The sequence below is a fragment of the Pseudomonas sp. MONT-RG-20F-20-E-7-02 genome (assembly GCF_022662395.1).
Lineage (GTDB): Bacteria > Pseudomonadota > Gammaproteobacteria > Pseudomonadales > Pseudomonadaceae > Aquipseudomonas.
The window spans coordinates 614,471-636,338 of sequence record NZ_JAKNQN010000001.1 but is presented as its reverse complement, the minus strand read 5'-3'; the positions used below and the strand labels follow the sequence as shown (position 1 = coordinate 636,338).

Genomic DNA, 21,868 nt, shown 5'->3' with positions numbered 1-21,868 from the left:
ACAAAACACACAAACCCGCATAAAAATAAATCAGGGGAGTTTTGAATTGTGACCAATTCAAACCATGCATCTGCCGCTTCACCCAGCGACTCAGTCCTCGCGCGCGCCGTGAGCAAAGTGAAGGGCCATGTGCTCCCACTGTTCGTGATCATGTTCATCCTCAACTACATTGACCGGGTCAATATCGGCTTCGTGCGCACGCACATGGAGCATGACCTGGGCATCGGCGCGGCCGCCTACGGCCTGGGTGCCGGGTTGTTCTTTATTGGCTACGCGCTGTTTGAAGTGCCCTCCAACATGCTGCTGCAAAAGGTCGGCGCGCGTATCTGGCTCACCCGCATCATGTTCACCTGGGGCATCGTCGCGACCTTGATGGCGTTCATCCAGAACGAAACCCAGTTCTACATCCTGCGCTTTTTGCTGGGTGTGGCCGAAGCCGGGTTCTTCCCTGGGGTGATCTACTACTTCACCCGCTGGCTGCCCGGCGTAGAGCGCGGCAAAGCCATTGCGATTTTCCTCAGCGGCTCGGCGGTTGCTTCGCTGATTTCCGGCCCGTTATCGGGCGCACTGCTGCAGATCGAAGGTTTCGGCTTCCACGGTTGGCAATGGATGTTCGCCATCGAAGGCCTGGCCTCCGTGGCGCTGGGGTTCTTTGTGTGGTTCTGGCTGGATTCCAAACCTCACGACGCCAAATGGCTGACCCGTGAAGAACAGGACACGCTGGTCGGCGCCATCGACCAGGAACAGCGCGAGCGTGAAGCGCTGACCACGGTCAAACCGACGATCGGCAAGCTGCTCAAAGACCGCCAGATCCTGCTGTTCTGTGTGTTGTACTTCTGCATTCAGCTGACGATTTACGCCGCCACCTTCTGGCTGCCGAGCATCATCAAAAAGATGGGCGACCTGAGCGACGTGCAAGTCGGGTTCTTCAACTCGATCCCGTGGCTGATCTCGATCATCGCCATGTACGCCTTCGCTTCGCTGTCGGGCAAGTTCAAGTTCCAGCAAGCCTGGGTCGCTGCCGCGCTTTTGATTGCGGCCGCGGGCATGTTCATGTCCACCACCGGCGGGCCGATCTTCGCCTTCGTGGCGATCTGCTTTGCGGCCATCGGCTTCAAGTCCGCCTCTTCGCTGTTCTGGCCGATCCCCCAAGGCTACCTGGACGTGCGCATCGCCGCCGCCGTGATCGCGCTGATCAACTCCATCGGCAACCTGGGCGGCTTCGTCGCGCCAACCACCTTCGGCTTCCTGGAACAGACCACCGGCTCGATCCAGGGTGGCCTCTATGGCTTGGCCGGCACTTCGGTGCTCGCCGCGATTCTGGTGTTCTTCGCCAAGACGTCGCCGGCCGCCGTGTTGACCTCTCCCAGCGTTGTGCCCACGGGCACCGCCATCAGCAAACCTCTTTGAGCTTACTTAGGAAATCGCCATGAATACCCCTGTAGTCACCCATTTCCAAGTCATCCCGGTGGCGGGCCACGACAGCATGCTGCTCAATTTGAGCGGCGCCCACGGGCCGTTCTTTACGCGCAATATCGTGATTCTCAAGGACAGCAGCGGCAACACCGGCGTCGGCGAAGTGCCCGGTGGCGAACGCATCCGCGAAACCCTCGAAGACGCACGCAGCCTGGTGGTCGGCCAACCCATCGGCCAGTACCAGCGCATCCTCAACCAGATGCGCAGCACCTTTGCCTCTCGCGACGCCGCCGGGCGTGGCCTGCAAACCTTTGACCTGCGCATCACCATTCATGCCGTCACCGCCATGGAAGCCGCGCTGCTCGACCTGCTGGGGCAATTCCTCGAAGTGCCGGTGGCCGCCCTGCTCGGCGAAGGGCAGCAACGCGATGCAGTGAAAATGCTCGGTTACCTGTTCTACGTCGGCGACCGCACGGCCACTGACCTGGCCTACCGCAACGAGGCCGACGCCGATGACGCCTGGTTCCGCCTGCGCCACGAGAAGGCCATGACCGCCGAATCCGTGGTGCGCCTGGCCGAAGCCGCCAAAGCCAAATACGGTTTCAACGACTTCAAGCTCAAGGGCGGCGTCTTGAGTGGCGATGAGGAAATCGAAGCCGTTACCGCCCTGGCCGAACGCTTCCCGGATGCGCGCATCACCCTCGACCCGAACGGCGCCTGGTCACTCAAAGAAGCCATCCGCCTGTGCCGCGACCAGCACCACGTACTCGCCTACGCCGAAGACCCGTGCGGCGCAGAAAATGGCTACTCGGGCCGTGAAGTCATGGCCGAATTCCGCCGTGCCACCGGGCTGAAAACCGCGACCAACATGATCGCCACCGACTGGCGCGAAATGGGCCATGCGATCCAGTTGCAATCAGTCGATATTCCGCTGGCCGACCCGCACTTCTGGACCATGCAAGGCTCGGTGCGCGTGGCGCAGATGTGCAATGAATGGGGCCTGACCTGGGGCTCGCACTCCAACAACCACTTCGATATTTCCCTGGCGATGTTCACCCAGGTCGCCGCCGCCGCACCGGGCGACATCACCGCCATCGACACCCATTGGATCTGGCAGGACGGCCAGCACCTGACCAAGCAACCGCTGAAAATCGAAGGTGGCTACGTGAAGGTGCCGACCAAGCCTGGCTTGGGCGTGGACATCGATATGGACGCGGTCGCCAAGGCGCACGAAGTGTACAAAGGCATGGGCCTTGGGGCGCGGGATGACAGTGTGGCGATGCAGTTCCTGATTCCGGGCTGGCGCTTCAATAACAAGCAGCCGTGCCTAGTGCGGTAAAAACTTCAGAATAGCCCCAGTCCATGTGGGAGCTGTCGAGCTGCAGCGAGGCTGCGAAAGCTCGATAGCTCGATAGCTCCCACATTTGATCTGCGCTGCCATCGCTTATCGATGTCGACATCAAGGCTTACCGGCTACCGCCTTTGTCGCCTGATGGGTAGCAATCGGCTGAACCGTCAGCTCAACGCCCAACGCCAGCATCAGCTTGTGGATCGTCTCATAGCGGGTCTTGGAGCCGCCTTTCAGGGTTTTATACAAACTCTCCCGATTGACCCCCGCCGCCTCAGCCACCTTGTTCACGCCCTGGGCTTTGGCGACCTCGGCCAGCGCCTTCATGAAGATCTGCGGGTCTTGCGCCTTCATGCTTTGCGCGAGATAGGCACTGATAACTTGCGGGCTGTCGAGAAAGCGCGACGCCTCGTAAACGCTGGTGCCGGATGTATCAAGATCGAGGATCGGCATGTCCTCGGGTTTGAATTTCGATTCGCTCATTTCATTGACCTCTCAGGGCATCGAGGATCTCTTTTGCCCGTTTGATTCCCCGCTTCTGGTCGGTTTTATCGCTGCCCCATAACATCAGGTAAGCGCTGATCCCAGTGCGTACAAAGTAAATCCTGTAGCCAGGCCCGACGAAAACACGCATTTCACTCAGGCCTTCGCCAACGGGCTCGCAGTCACCAAAATTGTTGTCTTCGGCGCGGTCCAGGCGCGTCAGAACGGCGGTTTTACCCCAGATATCCTTCATACCGTCGAGCCATGTATCGAACTGCGGCGTCCTGCCGATTACGTTGGTCACAGATTCACATGTAGCCTACTGGCTACTCCTTGCCGATGCTAGTTAATTTTTTGGCCCGGTGCATACCGGAGTAAAAAACCTAGCCCAGCCCACGCATAATCAGCGTGTCGATACTGTGAGCACTTATTTCCCTTACGTTTAAAGCGCCCGATCAAACAGCGGGGTCACGTCATAGCGCTGCTTGAGCATCTGCGCATCCACCAAAAAATCTGCCGTGGCCTGGGCTTCGCTGACAATCGTCGGCGAGATCGGCAGCACCTTGATCGCATCGCGCTTGAACCACACCTTGGCAATCTCCGGCGCAGATTGGTTGGCCTTCGACCAGGCCTCGGCGTACGCGTCGATATGGCTGTTGCTCCACACCCGAGCGCGGGTCAGGCGGGCGACGAAATCCTTGATGATCGCGCCTTTCTGCGCCAGCGCCGGTTCATAGGCGACGATGTAGGTCGGCGCGCTCATCAGGCCCTTGGCGTTGCGGATCAGGGTGCTGCCCTCTTTCTCCTGCAGCGACACATAGGGTTCCCAGGTGCCGAACGCGTCGATGTCACCCTGGGTCAGCGCCAGGCTGGCTTCGGCCGGCAGCAGGTATTTGAAGGTCACGCTGCTGCGCGGCACGCCGGCTTCGTCGAGGGCTTTGTACGCCAGTTGCTGGCTCCACGAGCCGTTCCAGATTGCGATGGTTTTGCCTTTGAGGTCGGCCACCGATTGAATGCCTTTGCGCGCCACGATGCCCACGCCGTCGAGGCTGGTCTGGGTGCTGGCGACCACCTTCACCGGCGCGCCGTTGGCCGCCAGGCTGATCACCGGCGTGTCGCCGACAATGCCCACGTCCAACGCGCCGCTGGCAACCGCCGAAGCCACGGGGGAGCCGGTGTTAAAGCGCTTGAAATCGATTTTATACGGCAAATCCTTCAACTCGCCCGACAGCTCCAGCACGATGCGATTGGAGAAGAACTGGTCGCCCACCGTCAGCGTCAGCGGTTCTGCCGCCCCTACCGATGAGCCATGCAACGAGAGAGAGGCCAGGCCCAGCAGGGCAAGCAGGTTTCGACGATTGATCATAAAAGAGTCCACACAGTTGAGGGCTGACTCAACCATCTGTGGGCGTGCAGTCTGGTGATGAGAGCAAGGGTTTGGAGGTCGCCGAGCGTGGCGCCCGTAGAAGCTAACGCAATAAAAGCGCTGGGTTTAATACTGTTGCGCACTATCGATAGAACCACTGCGCAGCACCCTAGCTATTTTTCGTATTAAAAACTTTGCCACCCCTGAGTTAGGGTGACGTCACCAGACCACTGGACCCCAGCACCTGAGCCACTTTCTGCAAGGTCCATTGCATGTCGATTCCCGCGTTGAATATCTGGGGCGCCGCGCCCTCCGCCCGTTACGAACAACTGGCTGCACCGTTTCGCCCACTCTTTGCGCAGATCCTTGCCCACGCCGCCGAGGCTGATCAGACCCGCGCCAGCCTGGCGACGGTGATCCAGCAACTGAACGCCCTCGGCTTGCCGCGCTGGCGCTTGCCCGCCAGTTACGGCGGCCAGGACGCGAGCTTTGCCGAACTGCTTGCGCTGCTCACCGAGCTGTCCGCCGCCGACTCCAACATCACCCAAGCCCTGCGCGGGCATTTTGGTTTTTGCGAAGACGTGCTCTGCGCCAAAGACCTCGACTGGCGCGCCAAGTGGCTCGACCGACTCGGCCAGGGCGCCCTGCTCTCGCCCGGCAGCACCGAGGTTGGCAACCAGGCACGAGGCGACTTCGGCACCCGCCTGCACCGCGATGCCGACGGCAGCCTGCGTATCAGCGGCAAAAAGTTCTACACCACCGGCGCGCTCTACAGTGACCTGATCAACACCGTGGCCACCGGTGAAGACGGCACGGTGTACAGCGTCGTCGTCGATCTCAAGGCGCCGGGCGTACAGATCGTGGATGACTGGAACGGCTTCGGCCAACGCCTCACCGCCAGCGGCACCTGCATTTTCGACAACGCCCCGGTGGAAGACGACCTGCGCCCCACTCACCAACGCTTCGGCTACGGCCAGTCGTTCTACCAGATCTACCACCTCGCGACCCTCGCCGGCATCGCCCGTCGCGCGGCGTTAAGCGGTGCGCAAGAGCTCAGCCAGCGCGCCAGGACCTTCACCACCGGCAACGCCGACACCGCCGCGCACGACGTGCAGTTGCTGCAAGTCATCGGCGAAGTGGCCAGCCAGGCCTACGCCGCGCACGCCATCACCCAGCAAGCGGCGCAGCGCCTGGACCAGACGGCGCAGTCTGTAATCGCCCATGCCGAGCCACTGCACGATGACGACCCGCAGGTGGCATTGGCGGAGTTGGAAGTGTGCCTGGCGGTGAACCCGGTGGTGGATGCCACACTCGCGGCGACCACCGCACTGTTTGACGCGTTGGGCGCCAGTGCCACGGCCAGCAACAAGGCGCTGGACCGGCTGTGGCGCAATGCGCGCACGCTGGCGAACCACAACCCGCGGGTATACAAGTCGCGGATTGTGGGCAATTACCTGGTGAATGGTTTGCTGCCGCCGGCGCAGTGGCGGGTGGGTGTGGCTAAAACATGATCAAACAACACAGAGCAAATGTAGGAGCTGGCTTGTGTGGGAGCTGGCTTGCCTGCGATGGCATCACCTCGGTTTAATTGCAAGACCGGGGCGCCTGCATCGCGGGCAAGCCCGCTCCCACATGTGACACGGGGGTGGTCTTACTGGCTCACAAACGCCACCACCTGCGCCAGCATCCGATCACACGCCGCCAACTGCTCGACGCTGATGAACTCATCCGGCTTGTGCCCCTGCTCCATACTTCCCGGCCCGCACACCACGGTCGGGATGCCCGCCTGATCAAACAACCCGCCCTCACTGCCAAAAGCCACCGTGCCGTAGTCCCGCGAGCCGCAGAACTGCGCGACCCACTCTGCCGCCTGGCTTTCCACCGAGGTGGCCAGGCCCGGGTAGCTCGACAACTCACTGAAACTGATCGCGCACTGCTCGCTCACCGCCTGCATCGCCGGCAACAGGGTTTGTTCGGCATAGCCGCGCAACTGCTGCGCCACCCGCCAGGGATCCTGCGCCGGCAGCGAGCGCACTTCAAAATCAAACGTGCAATTTTGCGGGACGATGTTCAGCGCTTTGCCACCGTTTATCACGCCGGTTTGCACGGTGGAAAACGGCGGGTCAAAGCGCTCGTCAAGCTGATCCGGCACCTTGAGGCTTTCACCGAGCCGCACCAGTTCACTGATCAATCGCGCGGCGTATTCGATGGCATTCACCCCCGACGGCGCATAGGCCGAATGGCACGCCGCGCCCTGCACTTCGCAGCGCATCGCCAACTTGCCTTTATGGCCCAGCACCGGCTTGAGTTCGGTGGGCTCGCCGATCACACACAGCAGCGGCTTGACCGGTTGCGCGTGAAACCTTTCGATCAGCGAGCGCACGCCCAGGCAGCCGACCTCTTCGTCGTAGGACAGCGCAATATGCACCGGCATGCGCAACGGCGCTTGCACCAGCGCCGGCACGCACGCCAGCACACAGGCGATGTAGCCCTTCATATCCGCCGTGCCACGCCCGTACAACTTGCCGTCCTTTTCCGTCAGCTCGAACGGCGCCACCGTCCAGCGCTGGCCGTCCACCGGCACCACATCGGTGTGGCCGGACAACACGATGCCCGGCACCTGCGCCGGGCCGATAGTCGCCAGCAAGTTGGCCTTGCTCTTTTGCGCGTTGAACACCAGCTCGCACGCCACGCCATGGCCTTGCAGGTACGTGCGCACAAAGTCGATCAAGGCCAGGTTGGATTCGCGGCTGGTGGTGTCAAAGCGCACCAGTTGCGCGAGCAGTTCACGGCTGCTGCTCATCGATCATCTCCCGGCACGGCGTAACCCGGCGCGTGTTGCGGGTTGATGGCGCGGTCGATGTAGTCCTGCAGTTGGCTGCGATAAGCCTGCCAGAGCTGGTCGAGGGCGCCGATCGGGTGTTCATCGGCCCAGTCCACCCGCAGGTTGACGATGGGCCACAACAGGTCATCGACCACAATCAACGCCGCCGAATGCACCGGGCCTGCCTCGCCGCCCCTGGCCTGGCCGCTGTGCATCGCCGCCAGCAGACGGTCTGCCAGGTGCCCGGACGTATTTTCGAACGCGCGCACCATGGCCTCGATCACCTCAGGATTAGCGAGCATGTTCCCCGCCGCCACGCACTGCTCGCCACTCACCGCCGCATGAATGCCAAGGGTTTGCGCGCCGCTGAAATGTGCGGTTCGACCTTGGCTATCAATCACCGTCACCTGGCGATATTGGCTATGGTCCTGACCGGCCAGAACAGCTTCCAGTGCCTCACTCGGCGCCACGCCCTGCTCCAGCCTATCCAGCATCTGCGGCCCCAAACTCGACAACGTGATGTTCTGCGAAGCCACCGCACCCACCCCCGGACGCAACCACGGGCAACGTGCGCCAACAGCAATGCTTGAAGAGCTGATCGCAATACCCAGCTGACCAGTTTCGGCGCAGCGAGCGACAACGGAAAACGTCATAAAAAGCCCTCAGTCGAGCACCGAAGGGTCGGCGTCGATCATCAATTGCTTCATTTCTTCAAAGTGCTGCCGCGAAAAATCCGCAATGCCTTCCCAGCCGCGTGCGGTCTTTTCCGCCACTTCATCCGACAACACCCGCAGCGGCTGCCCGGTGGACCACGCCGTCACCAGGATCTGGCAGGCGCGCTCCAGGGTCCAGATATCGTCATAGGCTTCGCCGATCGACGTGGCCGTCACCATCACACCGTGGTTGCCCATCAACAGGCGGCTTTTGCCGTTGAGCAAATCGGCCAGGCGCGCGCCTTCGGCCTCGGTGTCGGCCATGCCGCCGTACAGCTCATCGACGGCAACGCGGTTGAAATAGCGCGCAGTGTTCTGGTCGATGGGCGGGATATGCGGCTTGGCCAGGCACGCCACGGCCGTGGTGTAGATCGGATGCAGGTGCAACACGGCGCGGGTTTGCGGCAGTAACCGGTGGATCTGCCCGTGGATCGACCAGGCGGTGGCATCCACATTCGGGTGGTCGGCGCAGCCAGGGTCATCGGCGTTCAACAGTAAAAGGTCACTGGCCCGAATCCGCGAAAAATGCTTCCACTTGGGGTTGAGCAAAAACTGTTTGCCATCCGCCGACACGGCGGCGCTGAAGTGGTTGGCCACCGCCTCGTGCATGCCCACATGGGCGATGATGCGAAAGGTCGCCGCCAGGTCGATGCGTGCCTGTTCTTCAAGGGATAACGCCATGAATCTGTCTCCACAGGGCGCGGCCGCAGCAGGCTGCGGCACGCGCGGTAGGCTTACTTGGGCATCAGCGCGTCGATGTCAGCTGCGGTCGGCGCTTCAAAGTTGTACTTTTTGAGCAACGCGGCGTATTCCGGGGTGGCGCGGTACTTTTCCAGCCCGTCGAGCAAGGCTTTCTTCACGTCGTCGTTGCCCTTCTTCACGCCGAAGCCGTTCAGCACCGGGTAGATCAAGCTGTCGGAAGAAATCACCACGCGGCTGCCGAGTTTGTCGATCACACCACGGGCCACGGCGGCGTCGGTGATCTGCGCTTCGACGGCGTGAGCCAGCAAGGCCTGGGTGGTTTGCGGGTCGGTGCTGTATTCGCTGATCTGGATCGGCTTCAAGCCCTTGGCCACGCAGTATTCAGCCGACAACTTGTTCATCTGCGCCAGCCAGGACGTGGCGCCCATGGAGCCGATCTTGTGGCCGCAGAACTCTTCCGGCTTCTTGGGCTGGAAGGCGCTGTCCTTGAGGGTCAGGATCGACTCGCCGCTTTTCAGGTAGGGGATCATGTCGATGACTTTGACCCGCTCGGCGGTGATGTACATCGACGAGTTGGTCACATCGAAGCGCCCGGCTTGCAGGCCGGTGATCAGGTTGGGAAAGCGCGTGTCGAGGGTCTCGACCTTGCGCCCCATGACCTTGCCCAGGCCGTCCATGAATTCGATATCGAAACCTGCCGGCTTGTTGTTATCCATGTACTCATACGGGAAGAAGGTCACGTCGGAACCGGCAATAATCTTGCCTTCCTGCTGGAACGCCGAAGCCGCCAACGAGGTCAGTGCAACCGCGGCGCCCAGCAGGCACACGGCGAAAGGGCGAAGACTTTTTTGAGACGCTGTCATGGTCATTACCTGCAAGGGTTTTAGGGGGTTAGGCAGTCACGGAATCCTGGCCAGCCTGTTGCACAAAGAACGACGCGCCACGGGGTTTCTGCGGCAAGCGCAACTGGTTGTCGGTGGAGCGCACCAAGCCACTTTCTTCACCGGCCACCAACAGGCCGGCGTGTGCACTGGGCAGCGGGTTTTCGCCGAATGGCAGCGCGTCTTCAGCGGCATAGACGCTGATGAACAACGTGCGCGGCAGTTCGGTCTCGTTAGGGCTGGAAGCGTGCAGCAAACGCGTGTGCATAAAGCACACGGAACCGGCCGGGCCGTAGCAGGCGACCGGTTGCTGGCAGTGTTCTTCGACCACGGCGTCGTCCACCGAACCGGTGAAACGCTGGTTCTGCCAGTGCGACCACAACGGGCCTTTATGGCTGCCGGGGATCACATTCAGCGGGCCGTTCTGCGGCGTCACTTCGCTGACCATCAGCAAGGCAGTGACGATGTCGTCGTTGCTGTGGGGCGTGAACAGAAAGTCCTGGTGCCACTTCACTTGGGTCGCGGTGTGCGGCAGTTTCGAGTTGATCTTGCTGTGATGAAAACGCGCGCCGCGAGCGCCCACCAACTGCGCGGAAATCGCCGCCATCCGCGAGTGCAACGCCACGCGCTCATACACCGGGGAAATCTCGGTGGGCGAACTCACCCGGCGCAACGAAGGGTGATCGGCGCGGTGGTCGCCTTCCAGGTCGAAGCGCGCGCGGCCATCCACGGTAGCGCCCCAGCCTTGGTCGTGGCTGCGGCTCTCTTCCACCCATTGGTCGAAGTCGTGTTGCAGCGCGGCCACATCGTCCGGCGACAGCACGCCTTCCACCACCAGGAAGCCGTCGCGCTGGAATTGTTCGATTTGAGCTTGCTCGATCATTTTAGGGTGTCCTGAACGTTAACGAGATCACGCCAGCGAGACGTCCTTGAGGAACGCCTCCACGCGTGGGTTGTGGCCGCTGCGCAGGGCCTGGGGCGTGTCATCGCAAACCACGCGGCCCTTCTCCATGAACACGATGCGGTCGGAGACCTTGAAGGCGAAGTTCATCTCGTGGGTGACGATCACCATGGTGATGCCCTCCCCGGCCAGGGCTTCGATGACCTGCAGCAATTCGTTGACTTTTTCCGGGTCGAGGGCCGAGGTCGGCTCGTCGAACAACATGATTTGCGGGCGCATCATCAAGGCGCGGGCGATGGCCACGCGTTGTTGCTGGCCGCCCGACAACTGGTGTGGGTACTTCCAGGCGTGGTCGAGCATGCCAACCTTGTGCAGCAGCGCGTAGGCCTGCTGCTTGAGCGCGTCGGTGCGCCCCAGGCGATGGTATTTCGGCGCCATCAGCAGGTTGTCGAGCACGCTCAAATGTGGGAACAGGTTGAAGCTCTGGAACACCATGCCGATGTTCAAGCGGTGCTCGGCGTGCTCGACGTACTGGGGTTTCTGCGCGCCGACTTTGTTGAGATGAATGAACGGCTGGCCGTTGATCTTGATCTCGCCGTTGTCCAGTTGCTCAAGGCCGTTGAGCAGGCGGATCAGCGTGGTCTTGCCGGAGCCGGACGGGCCGATCACCGACACCACCTCACCCGGCTGAATCTGCAAATTGACCGAGCCCAGCACCTCGATATCGTTATAAGCCTTGTGCAACCGCGTGGCGTCCAGCGCCGAGGCGCCGGTGCTCGCCGGGCGCTGCAACGCCGTGCGCTGTTGCGTGGCCAGGGCCAGCACCGCAGCGTCCGGCACGCGGGACACGTTGCGCTGGTTGACGTCGAGAAAGCGCTCCAGGCGTTTGAGCAGGAAGTCGAACACGGTGACGATAAACACGTAGAAGAACGCCACCGCCGCCATGGTTTCGATCACCAGGAAGTTCTGCGAATACAGGCGCTGGCCGACCATCAAAATCTCGGTCAGCGAGATCACCGACACCAGCGAGGTCAACTTGACGATGGAGATGTATTCGTTGGCCAGCGACGGCAGGGCCACGCGCAATGCCTGGGGAATGACCACACGCCATTGGGTGCCGAAGAACTTCAAGCCCAGCGCCCGCGCAGCCTCGCCCTGCCCTTTGGGAATCGAGAGCAAACCACCGCGATGAATTTCAGCCACGTAGGCCGTCTCGCAGATCACCAGCGCCAGCAAGCCGGACCAGAACGGGTCGGCCAACACGGCGGAGGTGCCGGGCAGCGCCTGGGGCAAGTTGTAGATAAAGATCAGCAGCACCAGCAGCGGCAGGCTGCGGAACAACCAGATATAGCCACGGGCCGGAACGCTGAGCAGCACGTGCCTGGATTGTTTGGCCAGCGCCAGCAGAAAGCCCAGGGCGATGCTCAGGATCCAGGTCAGGGTGCTGAGCTTGATCACCGTCCACGTCGCACGCCAGAACTCGGGGTCGCTGAGCAAACCAAACATGTAGTGCCAGTCGAATGTCATCGTCGCGGTGCCTTGCTGAAAAAAGAAGTTGATCTGCATCGATGGGATGAGAGTCGTGGGGACGGGGGCTTAGGGTCAATTCGTAAAACCCGGCTCACTGGGTAGGTAGAACCTATGCAACCCAAAAACCCCAAAACTCCACTGTGGGGGCTGGCTTGCCTGCGATTGCGGTGGGTCTGCTGGCCCATCAGGCACAGACAGACCGCTTTCGCAGGCAAGCCAGCTCCCACATTGGATTGAGGGTGTTCTTGAGGTCGGAGGCGCCGGCCAAAAGAGTGCACAGCTAATCAAGCGGCGCAGCCCACGCCACCTTTTGGTGCAACCTCAGCTCACCCCACTCAAGACCCGCACCGCATGCGGGTCAAAAAAGCTCGGCGGGGCCATGCCGGGGATGTACTGGTCGGACACAAACAAGCGGCAACGCTCGGCAAACGCCGACACCACGCGCGACAACTGGGTGTTGCTCGCCGTGGCATACCCCAGCCGCATCGGCCGGTGCGAGCCGGCCAGGCGCAGGCGGATCACCCGTTTGCCATCCTGGGACATATTCGATTTGGGCCGCGCATTCGCAAAGGAATAGCCAATGCCATTGCCGACCATCGCGCGCACCGTTTCGAGGTTGGTGGAACGCATGATGATGTTCGGCGTGGTGCCCGCCTGCATGAACAGACTGAGGAAATAGTCGCGGCTCCACGGCGTGTCGAGCAGCACCACCGGGTAGGCTTCAAGGTCTTGCATGCTCACCGCCGGCAAGCTCGCCAGCGGGTGATACTCGCCGACCATCACATACGGCGGCAGGTGCGCCAGGGGTTGGAAGTCGATGTCGGGGCTGGTTACCAGGTCGTAGGTCAGGGCGATATCCAGCTCGCCGCTGCGCAGTTTCTCCAGCAATTCCTCGTGGTTGCCTTCGGCCTGGGTCAGGCGCACACCGGGGAAAGCGCGGCCAAAACCAAACACCAATTCCGGCGTGATCATCGGCGCCAGCGACTCCAGGCAACCCACTCGCAGCGGCCCGCGCACCGTGTTCAACGACTCGGAGGCAATGGTGTAGAGGTTGGTCATCTGCTCCAGAATCAGCTTGGCCTCTTGCATCACCTGGCGCCCCACCGCCGTGAGCGAAATGCCCTGGGCGTGGTGCCGGATAAACAGCTGAATGCCCAGCTCCGCCTCCATATGGGTGATGGCCGCCGAGATGGATGGCGACGACACATGGATGCGTTCGGCCGCAGCACTGATGCTGCCCGCCTCTCCCGACGCAACGAAATACTCCAGTTGACGCTGAGTAATACGACTGAGCATTTCGCCTGCCCCTCAACAATGACTGTACGGGGGATGTTGCAGGGTTCGTGCCGGGTCGCGCGCCAGCCGATGACCTGCACGGGCTTCGGTTTTTCCTAAGCACTACCCCGCGCAAATGCTGGTTTCGCGCGGTCGGGGCCGATGTGAAGCTTGTTTTATCCCGCTTCCGATGAGTTGCCCGCCATGCCCACCCACACCCGCATCCGCATGTTCAACACCAAGCAGACCTACCCCAACCAGGCGCTGGACAACGACCTGTGCCAGGCCGTGCGCGCCGGCAACACCATCTATGTGCGCGGCCAGATCGGCACCGACTTCGACGGCAACCTGGTCGGCCTCGGCGACCCGCGCGCCCAGGCCGAACAGGCGATGAAAAACGTCAAGCAACTGCTTGAGGAAGCGGGCTCTGACCTGTCGCACATTGTGAAAACCACCACCTACCTGATCGACCCGCGCTACCGCGAGCCGGTGTATCAGGAGGTGGGCAAGTGGCTTAAAGGCGTGTTCCCGATCTCAACCGGGCTGGTGATTTCCGGCCTCGGCCAGCCGGAATGGCTGATGGAAATCGACGTGATTGCCGTTGTGCCGGATGACTGGACCGCATGAAGGCGGTGATTGCCCGTGAGCCGGGCGGGCCTGATGTGCTGCACTGCGTAGAGCGCCCGGTGCCGACACCCGAAGCCGGCGAAGTGTTGATCCGCGTGGCGGCTGCTGGCGTCAATCGCCCGGACCTGATGCAACGCAGCGGCGCGCCGATTCCGCCTGGCGTCACCGATGTGCTCGGCCTGGAAGCGGCGGGCATCGTCGTCGCGGTAGGCCGTGGCGTGGACGAGTTTGCCCTCGGCGACCGGGTGATGGCGCTGCTCAACGGCGGCGGCTACGCCGAGTACTGCGTGGCACAGGCGGCGCATTGCTTGCCGGTGCCGGTGGCGTTATCCCTTCAGGATGCCGCAGGCGTGCCGGAAGCAGCGTTTACCGTGTGGCACAACCTGTTTGAACTGGGCCGCCTGCGCAGCGGAGACAGCGTGCTGATCCACGGCGCCGCCAGTGGCGTCGGCAGCTTCGCCGTGCAGTGTGCGCATGCCGCCGGAGCACGGGTGATCGCCACCGCCCGCGGCGCGCAGAAAGTCGCGATGCTGCAAGCGCTAGGCGTGTGGCGCGCGGTGGATAGACACACTGAAGATTTCGTCGAGGTGGTGAACGACTGCACCGAAGGGCGCGGCGTGGACGTGGTGCTGGATAACGTCGGCGGCCCTTATGTCGCGCGCAACCTCGCGGCCATGGCGATGGGTGGGCGGCATGTGAGTTTGTCCTTCCTGCAAGGCGCAAAAATCGAACTGGATTTACAGATCTTGATGCGCAAAAACCTCAGCCTCACCTCCTCCACCTTGCGCCCCAAAAGCCACGCCGAAAAAGCCCGTTTGGCGGTGTGTATTCGCTCACGGTTTTTACCCTGGCTGGCGTCCGGCCTGGTGCGCCCGCAGATCCACACGCAGTTGCCCCTGCTTCAAGCCGCAGAGGCCCACCGGCTGCTGGAGGCCAACGCCAACGTCGGCAAAGTCGTGCTGACCGTCGCGCAATAACCTGGAGCGCAAGCCATGTCCCACCGCGTGTTTTTCCTCAATGGCCCCAACGCCAACCTTTACGGCCTGGACAAAAACGGCACCTACGGCAGCGAAAGCTTCGCCAGCATCGAAGCACGCTGCCAACACCATGCCGCCGAGCTGGGCCTGAGCCTGGACTTTCGCCAGAGCAACCACGAAGGCGTGCTGGTGGACTGGATTCAAGAGGCCCGGCTGAACGCCGACGCTGTCGTGATCAACGCCGCCGGGCTCACCTACAGCTCAGTGCCGATCCTCGACGCGCTGCTGGCCTTCGACGGCCCGATCATCGAGGCGCACATGAGCAACATCTGGAAGCGCGAGAGTTTTCGGCATCACTCCTACGTGTCCAAGGCGGCAACGGGAGTTATCGCGGGGCTGGGGGCGCTGGGTTATGAGCTGGCACTCACGGCGGTGGCCACGTTGTTGAAAACCCAATGAGCCGCCTCACCGCAGATCAACGGTGGGAGCTGTCGAGCTTCAGCGAGGCTGCGAAGGGATCACCGCGGTGCATCTGCAAGCCCCCAGCACCCGCATCGCAGCCTGACTGACCGATTCAACGTGCGCCTCTTGCATGCCCGCACTTCCTGACTAATGTCGTCGCCATTAATTCCAACGTTCGTGTGGAGGCCTCATCCCCTTCACTTAAAGCCATCACTATCGGCTGCGGGTCAAAAACATAACCTGCCAAAATAAGCGATTCGATCGACTCAATGGCATGAATAACGACCGACTCCTCTTCTGCTTTGAGCAGCTTCAATAAAATACGCAAGGCTCGATCATCATTCGAATCACTTAAAGATTCGGCACACCGGCCTCGCCACACTTCAGACTTCAGTGAAAGCACAGAATCAAGTGCCTGCCAGTCTGAACTGTCAAATTGAGAGACGCGAGCGGTGGCAATAGCAATGCCTTCATCTGACCAATAGTCTTCAGAGGAAATAGCTGCCAGCAATGTTTCATACCTTTCAAACATGCATTGTTCCTTGTCTCTTTCTATTGCAACCCGTCTCTACACGACACGTCGTAAAGCGCGTCTGGAGTCCCTGGTGTTGTTCAAAATCCCTTCGCGTGGCGAGAACTCAGCAGGGTAGTTAAACAGCTCAGCGCCGCTGATTTTGAACAACCCCAGTTCACTGTCTAAAATATACCTCTCAACGACAGCCCAGGTTTCTGGACTTAGCGGTGGATGGACATAACCACAAACGTCGTTTGACATGATTACACCTTTGTAGGGGACCCTTTAAATCCACGGCCAGACACTGAGGCAATGCCCATACACTACGTTCCCCAACCACGCAGTCCCAGCACCATGGTCATCAATCCCATACAAAAAATTCCAGCGCCAATCGGCCACTTCAAAAACCTTGCCCAATTTTGGGGAAACGAAAATAAAGCACTGAGGCCATCTCTCTTTTTGAACAGGACCCGCTCGCCCCAAATCATGCCCAATACCCCCAGCACCATTACTAACAATCCCATGAACGCCATCACTGAAAACTCTCCATTGTTAAATAGGGGTTAGGTCAATATTCTGAATCGCATATAAACGTAGTTCGACTCTATTTTTACATTAACGCCTAAAAACAAGGGCTCTGGCAAAATCACCGCACTTATAAAACCACGCCACCACAAATAAAACTGAACATGGAATGCCCAACCACAAAAACACTGCATCAAACTCTATTTCGAAACCTGCTGACACGAGGAGGACCGGAAAAAGCGCAACCAAACAACCTATTGATAATATAAGAACAAAGACTCCAATCCCCATGAGCATTGATGAAATCAAATTAATTAGCCTCACTCTTAGCATCCTCGTAAAAAACATACACTTGTATAGCAGGCTCGACCCGGATAAATCCCATCATTACAAACGATAATCGCGGGCTGACCCGACTTTCCTTGGAGCGCCCACGCTGCACAGTTTCTACGCGTCAACGTCGAGGTTCGGAAAAGCCTATACAACATTATACCCAGCGAAACGGGGGCGGGAGACCACTATTAAAAACCAAAAAAAATAGAAAACCGTGGCGTCGCCCACTCCCCTGCTAGCGCCACATCATTTCAATCGTAAGTGCGTCGAATAAGGATCTTGCGTAACCGAACCTTTTAAATATACAGAAAAGCGATTTATCATTTTTCTCAATTCAGCATCAAATTTTAAGGGCAACAAATCTAGGATATCGTCCAACTCGCAGCACTCCATTATGAGCTCACACAACGCTGGGGAGAGACCTTTATCGCTCAGGATCCTGACGGTTCTAGGAGTGAACAACAAGCGCTCAGCCTCAGCAAGCGTCATCACCTCATTACCCACTTCCGTCAGCAAGCCGATAGCGACAACGGCCAAGAACAGACAGGCTTCTTCAGGCTCATGCAACTCTACCACCAGCGCTGGACTGTGCATCAATAGTTACTCCCATTTGTTCTAGCTTTCATATTGAAAACCTTCCCACTTTCACTCTAAGGAAAAATAGGGATCAGACCAGCCAGAAGATCGGATTGAGCTTTTCATTCACTTATACAAAAGTTTCATAGATCACGTTTGGGTCATCGTAGAGAATCAAATACACTCGACCCATCAGCCGTACCGCCATACGATACTTGCCTTCCGCTCGTAAAAATAGCGGTCAGACCACGCTTATGAGCAAAGTTCAATCAAGCCTCAACTATGCCCCTCACCTCTTCATCTTAAAATGGTGGTCTGACCCCGCTTTACTACAGCAAATATATCAACAGCAGTCGTATTCGTACCAAGCCCGCTAACTGCTGCTTTTGCACCATTCAACGCCTCAATGCTGGCAACGACAACACTTCATCGTACTTTGGCCAGTCTTCCCTCGCGCGTTTGAGCACACCTTGCATCAATTCGTCCAACTCAGGCACTGGTTGCTCGGGCGGCAATTGGTCAAAGGGCGCGGCCAGCAGCGGATGATCAATCTTCTGCGGATTGGCTAAACCTTCCCACTGGCGCAGGCGCAGGATATAGAGAATTTCCACCGGCACGCGCTCCAAGTGCCAGTCCTGATTGAAGTCATAGGCATTCTTCTGGCTCTCTTTGCCGGTTTGCCAAGTGTGTCGGTCACACGCGGCCAACAGGCAGGGCATCAGGTCGTCGGGGCTGGGAGTGCGCCACTTGGCCAACAAGGCTTCGTAGATGGGTTCGTCGTAAGCATAAGCAGGCCATTGATGCGAAACATCGCCAACCCAATCGGCAAACACACGCAGCATAAAGGCTTGGGCGCGGCGGTGTTGCTCTTCGTACTCAATCACTAATTGATGCCCACGGTTGAGAGCCGCATGGGTGAGATAGCCCTGATGGAGAACGGCATCCTTCCAGCCTAGGGTCGCCATGGCGGCCATCATATTGGTGGCGGTTTGCATGCTGTAGTTTTGGCGGCGGCGATCATTGCCTGCCGCTTTGGCAATAATGTCAAACTGGCCCGCCCAGAAGAACAACTGCCAAATTCCTACTTGGTAATAGCGCAGCCAATGGGCTAATTCCAGAAGCCATTGCGGATTATCTGGTGCGGTTGCCAATACCTTGTGGGCTCGTGTGACGGCCATCCATTCGCAGCTACTACGCGTAACGTTGTCACTATTCGGTACAGGCATTGATGGCTTCGCAACTGCATCGCCGCGCTCAACATATTCACGGATGCCATTCAACTCGTATTCATCTGAGACGTGTGGCCCCTTGGCTATGCGCCCCAGCACACTTTTGTAGGAGGGCCATTTCGGGTTTACGCCCGAGCGCTCGCACTGAATTACTTCTTGGTCCATGGTTCCACCTTAAATTCTGCTACACCTGTTTTACTGGGGGCGGGAACACCGACTGTGACACCTTGAACCTTGGCTTTTCCTGAATCCAACGCTGCTTGCAAAGCATCGCGTAAAGCAGGATCAGAGTCGGCAATTGATTTATTACCCGGCCACCCCTCCAACCGCGTCCTCGGGTCCCCACGCGGCGTACCGGCCTTACTCACGCCATTCACCGAAGTCTTCGCATCCCTTACTCAAAAACCGTTGGCATGTTGAGCTCGTTCTGCGCAATATCAAGACAACGCCGGGGCTTGAAACGTTGAGCTGCAAGACGCCTGGCATGGCTTTAAAAGAGTTATGGGTGTGCATAATTTGATTCGGATGAATATGGCCAAATCAGCCCTATTAGCTGATTGTTTGCCACGAGAGCTTAGCTTCAAGCATAGACTTCAATTGGTCTTTGCGACTAGGCAGCACGGCACTGACGAATAAGGCGAAAGGGGTACAGGGTTTACTCAAGTTGATCGCCAGGAAACATATCGGAAACCGGCCGGGACGGATTGAGCCTCGCGCCATAAAACGAAGGCCTTAGCCTTACTCAATACTGATGCAGACGCGTTCGGCGGAAGAGCCGAGGTTAGGAAAAATGGACACCCGAAAAATATAGTAAGTGACACTCAAATCCATCCCCTTTACCGGTCCTAGTAGAGCATACGAGAAAAGTGATAACTCACTTGATCATTCCTCAACAACTGATCACTCGCAAAGTCAAAACTATCAGATTTCACCAACACCTGACGTAAAGGCTCCGGAATATCATCAATGCTACCGAATATTGTAGGAACCAAATACCTGAAATAGTCACCCATTACAGTCTGCCCTTCATAGCCAACAGGATAGTCCACACCGACATCATCGCCCTCTACGCCATGATAGACATAAAAGCCTTTATTGACTGATAGATTAGCCTCTGCAAAGGACTTTGATTCCAATAGATCAGACTCCAGGTACTCAACCAAACGTTCCTTCGAGAATTTTTCTTGATATCGCCATGCCGAATAAAGGTCAATCTCAAGTTCACCGCACTTATCGGGAAAACGACTTAAAAACTCAGAAGACTCGCCCCAAACAAACTCAGATAGCCTATCAAGTTGAGCATCTACATTTTCGAGTCTCAACAGAATTTGCGGCAGTTCTCCGTAACAATTATTCACCATCACAGCGATCTTTCCGTTTTTATCTACGGCAAACCACGTAAATATTGTTCCAAATCCCGGTCGCCAATTTTCGTTTAAACCAATCATTATAGATCTCCTCAAAACCAACTTACACTGCAACTTTAACAATGTAAATAGGAGTCAGACCAGACTTATGAGCAAAGTTCAATCAAGCCTGAACTACCCCCTCACCTCCTCATATTATACGGTGGTCTGTTCCCGTTTTACTGCTCCAATTGGACTGCCACCTGACCTTCATGCAATTCAAGCTTTCCCTAGGCTGAATCAAGACCCTGTTCCTGAATCTTGCCACTATTGTTGGAAGCGACGGTATTGATTGCATTTAAGCCTGTATCAGCATCCTTAAATACAGGAGTCAACTCACGCCCAGCCGTTACTGCTCCTTTTGAACCTTATTGAATCCGAAGTAACACCCTGAACCGCGTGTCAATTTAAGTCCGACCATTGTGTAAGATGACTTTCTATCGATGCCATTAAAAAGCCTGAAAAGCTATCCCAAGTTTTAGCTATCGAACTCTGACCTTCAAAAAATTGAAATACTGGAGGATCGTCAGAGACGGGTAGAAAAAAATTAATTTCATATCCTTGATGCATACAGAACACCTTAGCGTCCGCAGGCAGAAAACCAGAGAGACTTAACTCATCAAGCAATTCTTCCGCCTCCAACTTCAGGCTAAGTAATCTCGGATAAAATATATCCACACCACAAAAAATCTTACCAGCCGAACGTCCCGCAATCGTCAAAAAATCACGATATGCCAACGGAATTCTACAACCAAAATGTTGCTCGACTGATGCAATATCAACCTCGGAGCAACCAACAAGATTAGGCTCTAAAATTACTCCTCGCAGCACTAACTCATGAAAAATATCCCGAACGTTTTTCATCTTGGCTTTCCTGTTTCAACGTTAACAATCACACCAGGGAACCTTTGTTCAAACTGACCTATAACCCCGCTGCATGAAACGCAGACTGGGAGCTCTGAGTAAATATTCACGACCCCTTGCGATGAGGGGTTTAGCTTATCTGCCAAATTTGACAATATTTTATACTCTGAGTCCATTGTCCTTGGATTATTACCCGTTTGTATTGTGTCGAACACCTGCTTTTCAGGGACATCGACCGTGCCAGGGCGCTTCGCTAGCCCGCTTACTCCTACAAGCTCAGCGCTTCGACCATCAATTGAATACTCAGCAACGGCAATATTCCTTCCGCTACCAATATTTAGCTCCGAGCGAACTTGCACAGCCCGTTCAGATAATCTTACTAAGTCATTGACGGCGGCAGCTTCTTTTGCACCTAGCCGTTCTCAACCTTTTTTTAAACGCAGAATCATTATTCAACTGAAAGACATTATTCTTTTTTCTAAGAAATCGATAAAGTTTTTCGCATACAAACTAGAAGTTTTATCAGAAAGTTCAAGCCTATAAACAGGATACTCCCCATCATTAAGACCATCGTCCGTGGCAAAATAAAATGATTCCCCTGCACCCGGCGGTTCGCAGATAAATAGCCTCTCCTTCCCACACAACCCATTTCGACCGTTAACGATTGACATATAAACGATATCACCACCCCTTACACTATCAAAATCCATTTCGTAGATACTATAAATCTCCTCCCCAGATATTTCCCCGCCAGAATAACACTTCAGCCACCATTTATAGCTATCAGGCAACTTCAACCCAAGACGAGCTTCAGCTTTATAAATCCACTCATCAGCAATCCCGTCGCCATAATCAGCAAACTCAACGAAATCCGACTCTTTAATAAGATTAATGATTCTCGAATAATCCACGCCTA

General features: G+C 57.6%; 23 protein-coding genes and 1 pseudogene. 7 read left to right on the top strand and 17 right to left on the bottom strand.

Annotation, left to right across the window (positions count from 1 at the left end; translation table 11 throughout):
* Window positions 1-48 precede the first annotated feature (48 nt).
* Both L8I05_RS02860 and gudD read left to right on the top strand, forming a co-directional pair.
* The gene (locus L8I05_RS02860; RefSeq protein WP_242167133.1) at window positions 49-1,410 is read left to right on the top strand and encodes an MFS transporter; all 1,362 of its coding nucleotides are present in this window, start codon (window positions 49-51) and stop codon (window positions 1,408-1,410) included.
* Between the two features lie 19 nt (window positions 1,411-1,429).
* Window positions 1,430-2,755, top strand: coding sequence for a glucarate dehydratase (gene gudD, locus L8I05_RS02855; protein ID WP_159958290.1), 1,326 nt, complete (start codon window positions 1,430-1,432; stop codon window positions 2,753-2,755).
* A 120-nt stretch (window positions 2,756-2,875) separates the two neighbouring features.
* Here gudD and L8I05_RS02850 read toward each other — a convergent pair whose 3' ends face one another.
* The 3 genes from L8I05_RS02850 to L8I05_RS02840 form a co-directional block, all read right to left on the bottom strand.
* Window positions 2,876-3,247 (bottom strand): addiction module antidote protein, encoded by a 372-nt coding sequence (locus L8I05_RS02850; protein WP_242167132.1) that lies wholly within the window; start codon window positions 3,245-3,247, stop codon window positions 2,876-2,878.
* Window position 3,248: 1 nt separating this feature from the next.
* A complete protein-coding gene (locus L8I05_RS02845; protein WP_242167131.1) occupies window positions 3,249-3,551 on the bottom strand; it encodes a type II toxin-antitoxin system RelE/ParE family toxin in 303 nt (100 codons plus the stop codon).
* Between the two features lie 138 nt (window positions 3,552-3,689).
* Window positions 3,690-4,613 carry an ABC transporter substrate-binding protein gene (locus L8I05_RS02840; protein WP_159958296.1) on the bottom strand — a complete coding sequence of 308 codons (924 nt, stop codon included), beginning with the start codon at window positions 4,611-4,613 and terminating at the stop codon, window positions 3,690-3,692.
* Between the two features lie 272 nt (window positions 4,614-4,885).
* Here L8I05_RS02840 and L8I05_RS02835 point away from each other — a divergent pair, with 272 nt between their 5' ends.
* Window positions 4,886-6,124, top strand: a complete 1,239-nt coding sequence (locus L8I05_RS02835) for an acyl-CoA dehydrogenase family protein (RefSeq protein ID WP_242167130.1) — start codon at window positions 4,886-4,888, stop codon at window positions 6,122-6,124.
* A 140-nt stretch (window positions 6,125-6,264) separates the two neighbouring features.
* Here the strand turns inward: L8I05_RS02835 and argE are convergent, their stop codons facing one another.
* The 7 genes from argE to L8I05_RS02800 form a co-directional block, all read right to left on the bottom strand.
* Window positions 6,265-7,416, bottom strand: coding sequence for an acetylornithine deacetylase (argE, locus tag L8I05_RS02830; RefSeq protein ID WP_242167129.1), 1,152 nt, complete (start codon window positions 7,414-7,416; stop codon window positions 6,265-6,267).
* Window positions 7,413-8,090 (bottom strand): DUF1028 domain-containing protein, encoded by a 678-nt coding sequence (locus tag L8I05_RS02825; RefSeq protein ID WP_242167128.1) that lies wholly within the window; start codon window positions 8,088-8,090, stop codon window positions 7,413-7,415. The genes argE and L8I05_RS02825 overlap by 4 nt, the downstream gene beginning before the upstream one ends.
* A 9-nt stretch (window positions 8,091-8,099) precedes the next feature.
* Complete coding sequence (locus L8I05_RS02820; RefSeq protein ID WP_242167127.1) at window positions 8,100-8,831, bottom strand: class II aldolase and adducin N-terminal domain-containing protein; 732 nt, start codon at window positions 8,829-8,831, stop codon at window positions 8,100-8,102.
* Between the two features lie 53 nt (window positions 8,832-8,884).
* A complete protein-coding gene (locus L8I05_RS02815; RefSeq protein WP_242167126.1) occupies window positions 8,885-9,715 on the bottom strand; it encodes an ABC transporter substrate-binding protein in 831 nt (276 codons plus the stop codon).
* 28 nt (window positions 9,716-9,743) lie between these two features.
* Window positions 9,744-10,616 carry a phytanoyl-CoA dioxygenase family protein gene (locus tag L8I05_RS02810; RefSeq protein WP_242167125.1) on the bottom strand — a complete coding sequence of 291 codons (873 nt, stop codon included), beginning with the start codon at window positions 10,614-10,616 and terminating at the stop codon, window positions 9,744-9,746.
* A 27-nt stretch (window positions 10,617-10,643) separates the two neighbouring features.
* Entirely contained in the window at window positions 10,644-12,161 is a 1,518-nt protein-coding gene (locus L8I05_RS02805; protein WP_242167124.1) for an amino acid ABC transporter permease/ATP-binding protein, read from the bottom strand.
* 324 nt (window positions 12,162-12,485) lie between these two features.
* Window positions 12,486-13,460, bottom strand: a complete 975-nt coding sequence (locus tag L8I05_RS02800) for a LysR family transcriptional regulator (RefSeq protein WP_159958312.1) — start codon at window positions 13,458-13,460, stop codon at window positions 12,486-12,488.
* A gap of 183 nt (window positions 13,461-13,643) precedes the next feature.
* Between L8I05_RS02800 and L8I05_RS02795 the strand changes: the two genes are divergently transcribed.
* From L8I05_RS02795 to L8I05_RS02785, 3 genes are read left to right on the top strand one after another with little or no spacing between them, the layout of a single operon-like run.
* Window positions 13,644-14,066, top strand: coding sequence for a RidA family protein (locus L8I05_RS02795; RefSeq protein ID WP_159958314.1), 423 nt, complete (start codon window positions 13,644-13,646; stop codon window positions 14,064-14,066).
* Entirely contained in the window at window positions 14,063-15,043 is a 981-nt protein-coding gene (locus L8I05_RS02790) for an NAD(P)H-quinone oxidoreductase (RefSeq protein WP_242167123.1), read from the top strand. Before L8I05_RS02795 ends, L8I05_RS02790 begins: the two co-directional genes overlap by 4 nt.
* Window positions 15,044-15,058: 15 nt before the next feature.
* Window positions 15,059-15,502 carry a type II 3-dehydroquinate dehydratase gene (locus tag L8I05_RS02785; RefSeq protein WP_242167122.1) on the top strand — a complete coding sequence of 148 codons (444 nt, stop codon included), beginning with the start codon at window positions 15,059-15,061 and terminating at the stop codon, window positions 15,500-15,502.
* Window positions 15,503-15,617: 115 nt separating this feature from the next.
* On the opposite strand, the gene L8I05_RS02780 is transcribed toward L8I05_RS02785, so the two are convergent.
* The 4 genes from L8I05_RS02780 to L8I05_RS02765 all read right to left on the bottom strand — a co-directional run bounded on the left by L8I05_RS02780 (window position 15,618) and on the right by L8I05_RS02765 (window position 18,523).
* Window positions 15,618-16,037, bottom strand: a complete 420-nt coding sequence (locus L8I05_RS02780) for a HEAT repeat domain-containing protein (RefSeq protein WP_242167121.1) — start codon at window positions 16,035-16,037, stop codon at window positions 15,618-15,620.
* Window positions 16,038-16,342: 305 nt separating this feature from the next.
* Complete coding sequence (locus tag L8I05_RS02775; RefSeq protein WP_242167120.1) at window positions 16,343-16,555, bottom strand: hypothetical protein; 213 nt, start codon at window positions 16,553-16,555, stop codon at window positions 16,343-16,345.
* Between the two features lie 568 nt (window positions 16,556-17,123).
* Window positions 17,124-17,471 carry a DUF3969 family protein gene (locus L8I05_RS02770; RefSeq protein WP_242167119.1) on the bottom strand — a complete coding sequence of 116 codons (348 nt, stop codon included), beginning with the start codon at window positions 17,469-17,471 and terminating at the stop codon, window positions 17,124-17,126.
* Window positions 17,472-17,848: 377 nt separating this feature from the next.
* A complete protein-coding gene (locus tag L8I05_RS02765) occupies window positions 17,849-18,523 on the bottom strand; it encodes a hypothetical protein (protein WP_347341214.1) in 675 nt (224 codons plus the stop codon).
* Window positions 18,524-19,049: 526 nt separating this feature from the next.
* On the opposite strand from L8I05_RS02765, the pseudogene L8I05_RS02760 reads away from it, so the two are divergent.
* Window positions 19,050-19,531 (top strand): annotated as a pseudogene (locus tag L8I05_RS02760) (IS4 family transposase); the annotation flags it as partial.
* On the opposite strand, the gene L8I05_RS02755 reads toward L8I05_RS02760, so the two are convergent.
* The 3 genes from L8I05_RS02755 to L8I05_RS02745 all read right to left on the bottom strand — a co-directional run bounded on the left by L8I05_RS02755 (window position 19,528) and on the right by L8I05_RS02745 (window position 21,863).
* On the bottom strand, window positions 19,528-20,130 hold the full coding sequence (locus L8I05_RS02755) for a hypothetical protein (protein ID WP_242167117.1): 603 nt from the start codon (window positions 20,128-20,130) through the stop codon (window positions 19,528-19,530). The pseudogene L8I05_RS02760 and the gene L8I05_RS02755 sit on opposite strands and share 4 nt — an antisense overlap.
* 360 nt (window positions 20,131-20,490) lie before the next feature.
* Window positions 20,491-20,952, bottom strand: a complete 462-nt coding sequence (locus tag L8I05_RS02750; protein WP_242167116.1) for an SMI1/KNR4 family protein — start codon at window positions 20,950-20,952, stop codon at window positions 20,491-20,493.
* Window positions 20,953-21,404: 452 nt separating this feature from the next.
* Entirely contained in the window at window positions 21,405-21,863 is a 459-nt protein-coding gene (locus L8I05_RS02745; protein WP_242167115.1) for an SMI1/KNR4 family protein, read from the bottom strand.
* Between the last annotated feature and the right edge of the window lie 5 nt (window positions 21,864-21,868).